This window comes from Mesorhizobium sp. B3-1-6, from assembly GCF_006439555.1.
In the GTDB taxonomy this organism is placed as follows: Bacteria; Pseudomonadota; Alphaproteobacteria; order Rhizobiales; family Rhizobiaceae; genus Mesorhizobium.
The window spans coordinates 157,913-170,153 of record NZ_VFTM01000003.1 but is presented as its reverse complement, the minus strand read 5'-3'; the positions used below and the strand labels follow the sequence as shown (position 1 = coordinate 170,153).

Below are 12,241 nucleotides of genomic sequence, written 5' to 3'. Positions count from 1 at the left end.
TCAGACCGTGGCCGGGTCGAGCGCCGGCTGACCCTTGAACCGCGCCACGATGCCGGCGAGGTCGCCATGGGCGAAAGCATCGCGCAGCGCATCGAAGGACGGCAGCACGAAATAGGCGCGCTGGAACTTGTCGATCTCATAGCCGGTGCGCATCACCGTCGCAAGGTCGAACGGCACGTGGTGGGCATCCTTGCTCTCGACCGCGAATTGCAGCTCGGTGAAGGACGACATCAGCCCGGCGCCGAAGGCCTTCAGCGGCTGCCCGGCTTCCTGGATGAGGCCGTATTCGGCGCTGTACCAGTAGAGCCTTGTGATCATCTCGTCGCCGCCGAGCGCAATGACGTCCTCGGCCTTCTCGCCATACATCTGCATGAAATCGGCGAACACCGGCTGGGTCAGGATCGGCACATGGCCGAAGAAATCGTGGAACATGTCCGGCTCGACGATATAGTCGAGCTCTTTCTTCGTCCGCAGCCAGTTGGTCACCGGAAAGCGGCGATTGGCGAGATGATCGAAGAACGGGCCGGCTGGGATCAGGCCGGGCACGGCGACGATCTCCCAGCCCGTCAGTCTGGTGAGCTTTTCGCTGACCTCGTCGAAATCCGGAATCCTGTCGAGCAGGCCGAGCGCGGCGACACCATCCAGATAGGAGTGGTGCGCGAGCTTCTGGGTCAGCTTCGTCTGGCGGTCGCACAGCATGCGCCACACCGCCTGTTCCTCGGCTGAATAGTCGTAGCCCTGCGCCACGGTGAAATCGCCGCGGCAGACCGAATAGTCGCCGCGAAGGCCCTGCGCCGCGCATTCGGCGGCGTAATCGGCAACGCTGATCGTCATCATATCCTCCTCGAGATCGTGATCCGCGGATCGTGGAGAGGAGTTTAGGAGCGAACGCTGAGGTAAATCCGCCTTGTTTGTAGCTCGTTAGCTGATTTCGAGGTAAAAGAACTCAGATAGACGTGAGATCGACAAAACATGCCTCAATTCGATGGTTTCGAGATAAGGATGCTCGACATCCTGCAGCGCGATGGCCGCAAGCCCGTCTCGGAGCTGGCGCAAGAGATCGGTCTGTCGACCACGCCTTGCGCGCGCCGCTTCGAGGCTCTGCAGGAAGCCGGTATCATCAAGGGCTTTGCCGCCGTGCTCAGCCGCCGCGCCGTGGGCTTGACCGTCGAGGTGTTCATCCAGGTGCGGCTGGTCAGCCACAGCGACGGCTCGCCCGAAAGCTTCATCGCCGCCGTGCAGCGCATGGACGAGGTCTCGTCCTGCTGGACGATGACAGGCGACTACGATTTCCTGCTGCATGTCTTGGTGCCGTCGGTGGACGAGCTGAACGCCTTCGTCATGCACCGGCTGATGCGATTGCCTGGTGTGCGCGACGTCCACACGCAACTGGTGCTGCAGAACATCAAGGGCCCCGGCCACGTGCCGCTCAGCCACCTGCGGCGCTGACGCAATTCCAGGAAAAGTGCGACGTGGTTTTCCGTCCGGAATTGCGTCCACGCAAAAAGCAATTCCAGGAAAAGTGCGACGCGGTTTTCCGTCCGGAATTGCGTCCAAGCAAAAAGCAATTCCAGGAAAAGTGTGAAGCGTTTAGGCTCGGCAACTTGGCCGTAGCCCTCCGCCCGGAATTGCTTCAAAACAAAACTTCTCCCGAAAAGCTGCGTGGAAACTGCTGAACCGCGCCAAGGCGGCTTCGACATCGCCGACTAGCACAAGCGGACCAACGCAAGAGGTCCGCCATGAACATCGTGCTGATCAATCCGCCGCACACGGCCATCGGCAGCCGCGTGCCCGACGATCATTTGCCGCCGCTCGGGCTGCTGGCGATCGGCGGCCCGCTGATCGATTCCGGCCATCAGGTCCGGCTGGTCGATGCCGAGTTCGGGCCGATGCCGCTTGCCGTGCTGGTCGACGATGCCTTGCGCGACGATCCGGATTTCGTCCTGATCGGCCATTCCGGCTCGACCTCGGCGCACCCGACCGCCTTGAAGATCGCCGAAACGATTAAGGCGCGCGCACCGGGCGTCATCGTCATCTATGGCGGCGTCTTCCCGACCTATCATTGGCGCGACATCCTGGCGGCGACGGACGTCTTCGATTTCATCGTGCGCGGCGAGGGCGAGGCCACCGCGACGGCGCTGGTCGAGGCGATCGAGATGCGCCAGCCGGTGGCAAGCGTCGCCGGCATCGCCTATCGCGACGACCTCGGCCTTCCCGTCGCGACCCAGGCGGCCATGACGATCGCCGATCTCGACGCCTGGCGCGTCGGCTGGGAGCTGATCGATCATCGCCGCTACTCCTATTGGGGCGGCAAGCGGGCCGTGGTCATGCAGTTCTCGCGCGGTTGCCCGCATCTGTGCAACTATTGCGGCCAGCGCGGCTTCTGGACCAGCTGGCGTCACCGCGATCCGGTCAAATTCGCCAGGGAGATCGCCTGGCTCCATCATGAGCACGGCGTCGAGTTGATCAACCTGGCGGACGAGAATCCGACCTCCTCGAAGAAAGCCTGGCGCGCCTTTCTCGATGCCATGATCGCCGAGAATGTGCCGGTGCTGATCGTCGGCTCGACCCGCGCCGACGACATCGTGCGCGATGCCGATATCCTGCACCTCTATCGCAGGGTTGGCGTCATCCGTTGGCTGCTGGGCATGGAGAACACCGACGAAGAAACGCTGTCGCTGATCCGCAAGGGCGGCAGCACCAAGTCCGACCGCGAGGCGATCCGGCTGCTCAGGCGACACGGCATCCTGTCGATGGCGACCTGGGTCGCCGGCTTCGAGGACGAGACCTTGCGCGATCTCTGGCGCGGCTTCCGCCAGCTCATCGCTTACGATCCGGACCAGATCCAGGCGCTCTATGTCACGCCGCATCGCTGGACGCCGTTCTTCCGCATCGCCAGCGACCGCAAGGTGATCCAGAAGGACGTGCGCCTCTGGGACTACAAGCACCAGGTTCTGCACATGACCCGGCTGAAACCCTGGATGCTGTTCTTCGCCGTCAAGCTGATCGAGGTCGCGGTGCAGTCGCGGCCGAAGGCGCTGGCGCGCATCCTCTTCCACCCCGATCCCGAGCAGCGCCATTCGATGCGCTGGTACACGAAGATGGGGCGTCGCGTCTGGTTCCGTGAGGTCTGGGGTTTTCTCGCCCGCGATGGCCGCGTCACGGACGGCCCAACGCTTGCTGAGTTCTGGGGCGCGCCACAGGACGCCGAGGAAGAATCGATGATCGTCATGCGGCCGGTCCGCAGGCCGGCCTTGCCTGCTATCGAAGTCCGAGCCGAGGCGGGTGAAAAAAGATTAGCCGGCTGATTATGCAAGTTCACCGTTTCATGAAAACGGTGAACTTGCCCTTGTTACGGAACAATCAGCGTGCCGGCGCCGTGCTCGGTGAAGAGTTCCAGCAGCACCGAATGCGGCGTCTTGCCGTTGAGGATGACGACGCCCTCGACCCCGCGCTCGATCGCTTCGATGCAGGTCTCGACTTTCGGGATCATGCCGCCCGACACGGTGCCGTCCTTGATCAGCGCCCTGGCTTCGGCGACCGTCAGCTCGTCGATCAGCTTCTTGTTCTTGTCGAGCACGCCGGGCACGTCGGTGAGGAAGAGCAGGCGCGAGGCCCGGCATGCGCCCGCGATGGCGCCCGCAAACGTGTCGGCATTGATGTTGTAGGTGTGGCCGTCGCGGCCCGGCGCGACCGGCGCCAGCACCGGGATCATTTCGGAGCGCGCCAGAAGATCGAGCAGCGTGCGGTCGACCTCGACCGGCTCGCCGACGAAGCCGAGATCGAGCACCCGCTCGATGTTGGAGTCCGGATCGACCATCGTCTTGCGCGCCTTTTCGGCGAACACCATGTTGCCGTCCTTGCCGCAGAGCCCGATCGCCCACTCGCCCTCGGCGTTGATCAGCGCCACGATCTCCTTGTTGATCGAGCCTGCCAGCACCATCTCGACGATCTCGACCGTCTTCTGGTCGGTGACGCGCAGGCCGCCCTCGAACTTGGATTCGATGCCCATCTTGCTCAGCATCGCGCCGATCTGCGGCCCGCCGCCATGCACGACGATCGGGTTGACGCCGGACTGCTTCAACAGCGCGATATCGCGGGCGAACGCCTTGCCGAGCTCATGGTCGCCCATGGCGTGGCCGCCATACTTCACCACCACGGTCTTGTTCTCGTAGCGTTGCATATAGGGCAGCGCGCGCGAAAGCAGCGCGGCCTGCATTTCGGCGGTGGCGGCGATGTCCGTCATCGATTGGTTCCCGGCTTCTAGGAAAGGACGGCGGCGTCTTAGCGGGAATTGCCGCAGGCCGCAAACGGCTTTGCGGTCACAATGACGAAATCTGCTAGTTCCCCAGCACAGTGATTTTGACGGGCAGGCCGTATCTGTGTTGGTAGGTGGCATGCCTTGGAGATCGGCCGAAACGGCCCAACCTCGTCATCCACGGGCGGAGCAAGGAGCGAAGCGACGCGCGCAGACCCGAGGATCCATTCCGTGACGCATGAGCGCCGCAACCGTGCAGAATTCTGCTCTGCTGCAGTCTACGATCAAGGTCACGGCGTGGATTCCAGGGTCTCCGCGACGCCGCTTCGCGGCTGCTCCGCCCTGGAATGACGAGGTCGGAAGGCTTCGGCCAATTCGCAGCGTTTGCGCTGATCTCACCGAAATGACGATGACAATCTTACCGTGATAAGTGGCAGTTTTCAAAATCCCTGCGCAGAACCACCAGGCACTTTCAGCGGCGCCCGCCGCTTCAGCCAACCCGAAAGCTTCTCCATCTGCGCGGCGAAGGACAACAGCGTCTCCTCGTCGCCGGGCCGGCCGGCCGCCTGGATGCCGAGCGGCAGGCCGTCCGCGGTGACATGCACCGGCAGCGCGATCGACGGCTGCCCGCTGACATTCTGGATCGCCGGCCAGTGGGTGAACCAAAGGCTCTTGTCCATCAGCTGGCCGAACAGCGCCTTGACCTTGAGCAGGCGGGTGAGATGCAATTTGTCGAGCAGGTTCTCGACGAATTCGTCGGCGCCTTTGGGGTCCATCGAACCGCAGGCCAAAGGCGGATGCGCGATGATCGGCATCAGCACAGCGTCGAAGCGCGCGGTCTCTTCGATCAGCCGCCGCGCCGTGGCGTTGAGCCGCTGCACGCCCTCATAGATTTCGCCGGCGGACAGCATTTCGCCGAGACGTGCGAGAACGCGGGTCGCACGCTCGACCTCGCCGGTCACCGGGCGGCCGACGCGCTGCGCCTCGCCCCGGATCGTGCCGGCAACGGCAGAAGCGACCGTCTTGCAGAAATCGGAAATGAAATCGCGGCCGATGAAAGGCAGGTCGATCTCTTCCACGGTGTGGCCGCCTTCGCGCGCCAGCGCCACCGCGGTGTCGAGCGCCTGGAGCGTCTCGGCCGAAATCGGCAGGCCGAGCGGCGACTTGCGGTAGACGGCGAGGCTGAGCTTGCCCGGGTCGCGCGCCGCGGCCACCGCGAAGAAACCCTGCGGGGCGCGCGCCGCGTAGGGCGAGAGCGGATCGGCGCCATGGGTGAGGTCGAGCAGAAGCGCCGTATCGCGCACCGAGCGGCTGACGGCATGGTCGACGACCATGCCGTACCAGCTTTCACTGACGAGCGGCGTCAGCGGCACGCGCCCGCGCGAGGTCTTCAAGCCGACCAGCCCGCTGCAGGCGGAGGGCACACGGATCGAGCCGCCGCCGTCGGAGGCGTGCGCCGCCGGCACAACGCCCGCAGCGACGAGCGCCGCCGATCCGCCCGATGAGCCGCCGGTCGTGTGGCCGGTGTTCCAGGGATTGCGGGTGATCCCGAAGCGGGCCGACTCCGTCATCAGCCTGAGCCCGTGCTCGGGCGAGGTGCTGGTGGCGATCGGGATCAGGCCGGCTGCAAGATAACGCTCGACCATCACCGAGCTGAAATCGGCCGTGAAGGGCGGGATGCGGCTGCCGCCGTGGATCGGCACGCCCTTGAGGCCGATGCCGAGGTCCTTGAGCGCGAACGGCACGCCGGCCAGTGGCAGCGTGCGGTCGATGGTCTTCGCCCGTGCCCGCGCTGCCTCGTAAAGCGGCGTGGCGATGGCGTTGATGTCGGGCCGTGTCGCCTCGGCGCGCGCGATCGCCGCGTCGACCAGTTCGGGCGGCGAGATTTCATTCCTGTGCACGAGGTCGGCGAGACCGGTCGCGTCCCGCTCCCAAAGCACGTGTTCAATCGACATCGCCGCCCCTCTTTTGGCGAAGACTATCTCATGAGCCTGCAAATCGGTATCGGGATTCGACAAGCCAATGGCACGACAAACCTTGGGGTGACCAAGCTCTCGGCGCCCGTTGCAAATAAATCGCAACCTTCTAATTTGCCTGCATGGCGCCGCAGGACATCAGCAAGCTGATCGTCCGGACTTCGATGAAGGACCGGGCAGCGTTCGATCTGCTCTACAAGCAGACCAGCGCGAAACTTTTCGGTGTCTGCCTTCGTGTATTGCGGGACAGGGGAGATGCGGAAGAAGCGCTGCAGGAGGTCTTCGTCAAAATCTGGATGAAGGCGGATCGTTTCGCGGTTTCCGATCTGAGCCCGATTTCCTGGCTGGTGGCCGTTGCGCGCAACCATGCGATTGATCGCATCCGGGCGCGGCGCAGCCCTTCTGCCAACATCGATACGGCCTTCGACATCGCCGATCCGACGCCGGGACCTGAGGCCATGGCAGTGGCGGCCGGCGAGGCCGAACGCATCTACCATTGCCTTGACGAGCTGGAACAAGACCGGGCGGCGGCCGTCCGGGGCGCCTATTTGAGCGGCGAAAGCTATGCCGAGCTGGCGGAGCGCTTCAAGGTCCCGCTGAACACGATGCGGACTTGGCTGCGGCGAAGCCTGCTCAAACTTAGAGAATGCCTGGAAAGATGACGCTGGCGGAAGACAACGGACCGGAACATGGAGGCGACGAGCTGCTCGCCGCCGAATACGTTCTCGGCGTTCTGGCGGCCGACGAACGCCAGATCGCGTCCCGCCGCATCGACGCCGAGACGGCGTTCGCCCGCCTGGTCGATGCCTGGGAAGCCAACTTCGCGCCGATGGCTGCCGCCTATGCCGCGGTCGAGCCGCCGGCTTCCGTCAAGGTGGCGATCGACCGCCGCCTGTTCGCGTCGTCTGCGGCCACGTCCGGCGCGCCGAGTGGCAGCCTGTGGACGAGCCTGGCGTTTTGGCGCGGCCTCGCCGCGGCGGCCATCGCCGCCTTGGCCGTCTATGTCGCCCTGCCTTATGTCAACGCGCCGGTCCAGCCGCCCGAGACCAGGCTGGTCGCGTCACTCGCCGCCGACAACAGCAACGTCAAATACCTTGCCGTCTATGACGCCGCCCGCCACGAGGTCGGCCTGTCGCTGGTCTCCGGCGATCGCGGCGCCGGCAAGGATTTCGAATTGTGGATGATCGAAGGCAAGAACGCGCCGGTCTCGATGGGCGTCATCCCCGCCGGCCCGACCGCACGCATGGCGGTCACAGCGGCCGTTCAGCAGAAGCTGGCGCAAGGCGCCGTGCTCGCCGTCAGTCTCGAGCCTTCGGGCGGTTCGCCGACCGGTCAGCCGACCGGTCCGGTCGTCGCCGCGGGTGACCTGAAGGGCATCTGATCTCCGGCGACATGTTCTCAAAGAGTGATTAAAGTCTATCGCTTGCCTTCCGCAATCGGCGGAAGTCCGCTGTCGCCACAGGTGGTGTGAGAGAAATAAATCGAAAGAAAAAAGTCTCTCGACGCTCGTGAAACTAACTTTTTTCACATCCGTATCTCCTCTCGTTCCCACTGACGGGAAGAAAACAACCCGAGGAGACTGACATCATGCGTAAATTCGCCACCCTTTTGCTTGCCTCTACGCTCGGCCTTTCGGCGCTCGGCGCCGTCGCCTATGCCGCCAATCCGATGGTCGGCGGCGCGCCGATGTACGCCAAGAAGAACATCATCGAGAACGCCGTCAATTCGAAAGACCACACCACGCTGGTCGCCGCGGTCAAGGCCGCCGGCCTGGTCGACACGCTGCAGGGCGCCGGTCCCTTCACCGTCTTCGCGCCGACCAACGAGGCCTTTGCGGCGCTGCCCGCCGGCACGGTCGACACGCTGCTCAAGCCCGAGAACAAGGACAGGCTGGCCAAGGTTCTCACCTGCCATGTCATCGCCGCCAAGGCGCTGGCCGCCGATGTCGCCAAGATGGCCAAGGCCGATGGCGGCGCGCACCAGGTCAAGACGGTCGGCGGCTGCGAGCTGACGCTGAAGTCGCAAAAGGGCAAGGTCACCGTCACCGACGAGAATGGCAATGTCGCCAACGTCACCATCGCCGATGTCCGCCAGTCGAACGGCGTCATCCACGTCATCGACAAGGTTCTCTTGCCGAAGATGTAACAAAGCGGACCCGGCCGGCGAAGACATGGCTGAACGCCGGCCGCGACATCCAAGATCCGCGCCGCCGGCAAGGGTGTGCTTCGCGCCGTCCCGAAAGGGGGCGCGGAGCGGCAATTCAGGAAGGCGCCACGCGGTTTCCGGCTGGAATTGCTCAACATGGATAGGGCGTCACCGGCTTTTGATTTCCGGGCGTCGCTCTATCTTGGCAAAATGCGTCAGGAGGAACGGCCATGAACCGTCGCGATTTTCTCTGGAGCGGGGCTGCCGCCACCGCTCTGATCGTCGGATCCGGGGCGATGCTGCGCGCCGGCGGACCGAAACCGGCTTTGGCCGCCGAGACCTTCGAGGTCACAAAGACCGATGCCGAGTGGCACGCCATCCTTTCGGACGAGGCCTTCGACGTGCTGCGCAAAGAGGGCACCGAATATCCCGGCACCAGCCCGCTGCTCAACGAGCATCGCAAGGGCATCTTCGCCTGCGCCGGCTGCGACCTGCCGGTCTATTCGTCGGAGACGAAATTCGATTCCGGCACCGGCTGGCCGAGCTTCTACCAGGAAATCGCCAACTCCATCGGCAAGACGCAGGACACTTCTCTCGGCATGACCCGCACCGAGGTCCACTGCCGCCGCTGCGGCGGCCATCTCGGCCATGTCTTCGACGACGGCCCGCCGCCCACCGGCCTGCGCCATTGCATCAACGGCGTGGCATTGAGCTTCAAGCCGGCGGCGGCTTGAGCAAATCCAGTCCTGCCGAAAAGAATGACCCCGGAAATCGTCGCCGATTTCCGGGGTCACGCGTTGAGGAAGCCAGGCGGGGGTTCCGGCTCCTCAATGACCTCCGCCGCCACCGCCGCCCTGCTGGGCCGGCTTGTTGATGAACAGAACGAAGAATCCAAGTGAGGCGAACAGCACCGTCAGCATCATGAACACGTCCATGAAGGACAAAAGCGCGGCCTGCTGCTGCACCATGCCGGACAGTTTCGAGATCGCGGCACTTGTGGCGTCGAGGCCGGCGGTCTGCTCGAAAGTCTGCGTCATGTTCTGCAGCTTGGCCTGCGCCGCCTGACTGCCCCACTGCACATGCTCGGCGAGCCGCGCATAGTGGAAGGCGTTGCGGTCGATCAGCACCGTGTTGATGAGCGCGAGGCCGACGGCGCCGCCGAGGTTGCGGGTCAGATTGAACAGGCCCGACGCATTCTTCAGCCGTTCCGGCGGCAGCGTGCCGAGCGCGATGTTGTTGATCGGCACCATGCACAGCATCATCGAGCAGCCGCGCAGGATCTGCGGGATCAACAGCTCATAGAAATCCCAGTCGGCGGTGAGGTTCGTCATCCACCAGGTGCCGGTGGCGAAGCCGAGGAAGCCGATCATCATCATCAGCCTGAGATCGATCTTGTTCGACAGGATGCCGGCAACGGGCGCGGTGAAGAACATCGCCAGGCCGCTGACGAACAGCGCCTCGCCGATCATCATCGAATCGTAACCGCGGATACGGCCGAGGAACACCGGATAGAGATAGGTGAGCCCGTAAAGGCCGATGCCGACGACGAAGGAGAACAGCGAGCCGAAGGCGAAGTTGACGTTGCTGAAGGCTCGGAGGTCGACAATCGGCTCCTCGGCGGTGAAGACGCGCCAGAAGAAGATGATGCCGCCGATGGTCATGATGACGGCGCAGGCAAACACCGCCGGCTCCTGCAGCCAATCATGGTTCGGACCTTCCTCCAGCACATATTCCATGCAGCCGAGGAAGGCGGCCATGCCGGCGAGGCCCCACCAGTCGAACTTGGAGAACAGTTTCAGGTTGGGCTTGTCGAAATCGATCAGCGCCCAGGCCGCCGTCGCCACCAGGATACCGGGCACGACATTGATCAGGAACAGCCAGTGCCAGGACATGGCATGGCTGATATAGCCGCCCACCGTCGGGCCGATCGTCGGCGCCAGCGTCGCCACCAGGCCGATCATCGGCGAGACCACAGCGCGCCTGGAGGGCGGGAAGATGGTGAAGGCGGCCGCGAACACGCTGGGGATCATGCCGCCGCCGATAAAGCCCTGGATGGCGCGGTAGACGATCATCTGGTCGATATTGGTGGCGGTGGCGGCAAGCGCGCTGGCCGCGGTGAAGCCGGCCGCAGCGGTGGTGAACAGCACCCGCGTCGACAGCATGCGGCTGAGGAAGCCCGACAGCGGGATCATCACCACCTCGGCGATCAGGTAGGCGGTCTGCACCCAAGGGATCTCGTCGGAGCTGGCGCTCAGGCCCGCCTGGATTTCCGACAGCGAGGCCGAGACGATCTGGATGTCGAGGATCGCCATGAACATGCCGAACACCATCGCCAGGAAGGCGACGACGCGGCGCACAGGCATATGGTCCGCGGGCAGGGCCGGGGCGGCAGCGACCGGACGTCCTGGTGCCGATCCTGCGGTGATGGTTGCGGTTGCCATGTCATGGCCTCCCTAAGCAATTCTCGAGGACGAGCGCGTGGCGGTCCCGAATTGCGTCGAAACGGATAAAGCAGGCTGGGCGGCTCGGCGCTCGAATGGCCACCGAACCGCCCCCCAATTAGTTGGTCGTCGAGGCCGGCGCGGTGCGGCTGTCGACCGCGACGACGACGCTCAGGCCGGCGCGCAGCTTGCCGGTTTTCAAGACGTCGGCCGGCACGTCGATGCGCACGGGCACGCGCTGCACCACCTTGGTGAAGTTGCCGGTGGCGTTTTCCGGCGGCAGCAGCGAGAACACCGCGCCCGAAGCCGGGGCCAGTGAGGACACGGTGCCCTCGAAGGTCTGGCCGTCGATCGCGTCGACGGTGATGCGGACCTTCTCGCCGGGCACCATGCGGCCGAGCTGCGTCTCCTTGAAGTTGCCGACGATGTAGAGCTTGTCCATCGGCACGACGACGGCGAGTTTCTGGCCGGGGCTGACGAGGTCGCCCTGCTCGACCGAGCGGTTGCCGACGACGCCGTCATAAGGCGCCTTCAGCACGGTGAAGGACAGGTCGCGCTGGGCCTTGTCGCGGGTGAGCTGCAGCGAGGCGAGCGTCGAGGCCGATTCCGCGCGCTGCGCTTCCAGAACGCCGATATTGGCCTGCGCCGCGGCGATCTGGGCGTCGGCGCCGACAAGCGCCGCCTTCGCCTGGTCGAGCGCGGTCTGGGCGTCGTCGAGCTGGGCCTGCGTGCCGACATGGGTCTTGAGCAGCTGCGCGGCGCGGTCCTGGGCGCGCGCCGCATTGTCGGCGGCGGCCTGGTCCGCGACCTTCTGCGCCTCGGCCTGCGACAGCGAGGCCTGGGCCGCCTTGGTCTGGGCGTCGATGCGGTCGAGCGTCTTGCTCAATGTGGCGATCTGCGCCTCGGCCTGGGCGACCGCGATCTTGTAGTCGCCATTGTCGATGACGAACAGCGGATCGCCGGCCCTGACCTGCTGGTTCTCGCTCACCAGCACCTTGTCGATGTAACCGGATATTTTCGGCGACACGAACGACATATCGGCCTGGACATAGGCGTCGTCGGTGGCGATCATGAACCGGCCGTCGGTCCAATAGTTGTATCCGTACCAGGACCCGGCGCCGAGGAGGGCAAGGCCGATGATCGGCAGAAGGAAAGAGCGCACCGAACGCTTCTTCTTGGCCGGCGCGTCGGCCGCGGGAGGCGCAATCGGGGTGACGGGCTGGACAGGCGCTTCCGGGGCTTCGGTCGAGGGCTGGACCTTGGCGTTGGGAAACGTGCGGACTTCGGCGGTGGCGGGCGCGTTCGAGGACATGGCGATCTCTCTGGAATGTCAGTCAGACTGAACCGTTCGGTTCGAATTCGCCGTTGACATAGCGCGGAAAGAGGACCATATCAAGAGGAAATCGAACCGAGCGGTTCGA

At 64.5% G+C, this 12,241-nt stretch carries 11 protein-coding genes; 6 read left to right on the top strand and 5 right to left on the bottom strand.

Annotated features, from left to right (window positions below; genetic code table 11):
- Positions 1 to 837 carry a phenylalanine 4-monooxygenase gene (gene phhA / locus FJ414_RS05010; protein WP_140641925.1) on the bottom strand — a complete coding sequence of 279 codons (837 nt, stop codon included), beginning with the start codon at positions 835 to 837 and terminating at the stop codon, positions 1 to 3.
- A gap of 135 nt (positions 838 to 972) precedes the next feature.
- Between phhA and FJ414_RS05005 the strand changes: the two genes are divergently transcribed.
- Both FJ414_RS05005 and bchE read left to right on the top strand, forming a co-directional pair.
- Positions 973 to 1,449 carry an Lrp/AsnC family transcriptional regulator gene (locus FJ414_RS05005; RefSeq protein ID WP_140641923.1) on the top strand — a complete coding sequence of 159 codons (477 nt, stop codon included), beginning with the start codon at positions 973 to 975 and terminating at the stop codon, positions 1,447 to 1,449.
- Positions 1,450 to 1,739: 290 nt separating this feature from the next.
- On the top strand, positions 1,740 to 3,308 hold the full coding sequence (gene bchE / locus FJ414_RS05000; RefSeq protein WP_140641920.1) for a magnesium-protoporphyrin IX monomethyl ester anaerobic oxidative cyclase: 1,569 nt from the start codon (positions 1,740 to 1,742) through the stop codon (positions 3,306 to 3,308).
- 44 nt (positions 3,309 to 3,352) lie between these two features.
- Here the strand turns inward: bchE and argB are convergent, their stop codons facing one another.
- Together argB and FJ414_RS04990 are read right to left on the bottom strand one after the other, a co-directional pair.
- Positions 3,353 to 4,246: an acetylglutamate kinase gene (gene argB, locus FJ414_RS04995; protein ID WP_140641918.1), complete on the bottom strand. Its 894-nt coding sequence runs from the start codon at positions 4,244 to 4,246 to the stop codon at positions 3,353 to 3,355.
- 452 nt (positions 4,247 to 4,698) lie between these two features.
- Positions 4,699 to 6,213, bottom strand: coding sequence for an amidase (locus FJ414_RS04990; RefSeq protein ID WP_140641916.1), 1,515 nt, complete (start codon positions 6,211 to 6,213; stop codon positions 4,699 to 4,701).
- A 143-nt stretch (positions 6,214 to 6,356) separates the two neighbouring features.
- Here FJ414_RS04990 and FJ414_RS04985 point away from each other — a divergent pair, with 143 nt between their 5' ends.
- The 4 genes from FJ414_RS04985 to msrB all read left to right on the top strand — a co-directional run bounded on the left by FJ414_RS04985 (position 6,357) and on the right by msrB (position 9,113).
- The gene (locus FJ414_RS04985) at positions 6,357 to 6,896 is read left to right on the top strand and encodes a sigma-70 family RNA polymerase sigma factor (RefSeq protein ID WP_140641914.1); all 540 of its coding nucleotides are present in this window, start codon (positions 6,357 to 6,359) and stop codon (positions 6,894 to 6,896) included.
- Positions 6,893 to 7,615, top strand: coding sequence for an anti-sigma factor (locus FJ414_RS04980; protein WP_140641912.1), 723 nt, complete (start codon positions 6,893 to 6,895; stop codon positions 7,613 to 7,615). The genes FJ414_RS04985 and FJ414_RS04980 overlap by 4 nt, the downstream gene beginning before the upstream one ends.
- 206 nt (positions 7,616 to 7,821) lie before the next feature.
- The gene (locus FJ414_RS04975) at positions 7,822 to 8,379 is read left to right on the top strand and encodes a fasciclin domain-containing protein (RefSeq protein WP_140641910.1); all 558 of its coding nucleotides are present in this window, start codon (positions 7,822 to 7,824) and stop codon (positions 8,377 to 8,379) included.
- Between the two features lie 230 nt (positions 8,380 to 8,609).
- Complete coding sequence (msrB, locus tag FJ414_RS04970) at positions 8,610 to 9,113, top strand: peptide-methionine (R)-S-oxide reductase MsrB (protein WP_140641908.1); 504 nt, start codon at positions 8,610 to 8,612, stop codon at positions 9,111 to 9,113.
- Between the two features lie 93 nt (positions 9,114 to 9,206).
- Here msrB and FJ414_RS04965 read toward each other — a convergent pair whose 3' ends face one another.
- Positions 9,207 to 10,820, bottom strand: coding sequence for a DHA2 family efflux MFS transporter permease subunit (locus FJ414_RS04965; RefSeq protein WP_140641905.1), 1,614 nt, complete (start codon positions 10,818 to 10,820; stop codon positions 9,207 to 9,209).
- Positions 10,821 to 10,938: 118 nt separating this feature from the next.
- Entirely contained in the window at positions 10,939 to 12,132 is a 1,194-nt protein-coding gene (locus FJ414_RS04960; RefSeq protein ID WP_140641903.1) for an HlyD family secretion protein, read from the bottom strand.
- Positions 12,133 to 12,241: the final 109 nt, after the last annotated feature.

Excerpts from the sequence above, each read along its gene's own strand:
- FJ414_RS04975 (WP_140641910.1), top strand. The coding sequence starts at position 7,822 with ATGCGTAAATTCGCCACCCTTTTGCTTGCCTCTACGCTCGGCCTTTCG.
- argB (WP_140641918.1), bottom strand. The coding sequence starts at position 4,246 with ATGACGGACATCGCCGCCACCGCCGAAATGCAGGCCGCGCTGCTTTCG.
- FJ414_RS04990 (WP_140641916.1), bottom strand. The coding sequence starts at position 6,213 with ATGTCGATTGAACACGTGCTTTGGGAGCGGGACGCGACCGGTCTCGCC.
- msrB (WP_140641908.1), top strand. The coding sequence starts at position 8,610 with ATGAACCGTCGCGATTTTCTCTGGAGCGGGGCTGCCGCCACCGCTCTG.
- FJ414_RS04985 (WP_140641914.1), top strand. The coding sequence starts at position 6,357 with ATGGCGCCGCAGGACATCAGCAAGCTGATCGTCCGGACTTCGATGAAG.
- FJ414_RS04980 (WP_140641912.1), top strand. The coding sequence starts at position 6,893 with ATGACGCTGGCGGAAGACAACGGACCGGAACATGGAGGCGACGAGCTG.
- FJ414_RS05005 (WP_140641923.1), top strand. The coding sequence starts at position 973 with ATGCCTCAATTCGATGGTTTCGAGATAAGGATGCTCGACATCCTGCAG.
- bchE (WP_140641920.1), top strand. The coding sequence starts at position 1,740 with ATGAACATCGTGCTGATCAATCCGCCGCACACGGCCATCGGCAGCCGC.
- FJ414_RS04965 (WP_140641905.1), bottom strand. The coding sequence starts at position 10,820 with ATGGCAACCGCAACCATCACCGCAGGATCGGCACCAGGACGTCCGGTC.
- FJ414_RS04960 (WP_140641903.1), bottom strand. The coding sequence starts at position 12,132 with ATGTCCTCGAACGCGCCCGCCACCGCCGAAGTCCGCACGTTTCCCAAC.
- phhA (WP_140641925.1), bottom strand. The coding sequence starts at position 837 with ATGATGACGATCAGCGTTGCCGATTACGCCGCCGAATGCGCGGCGCAG.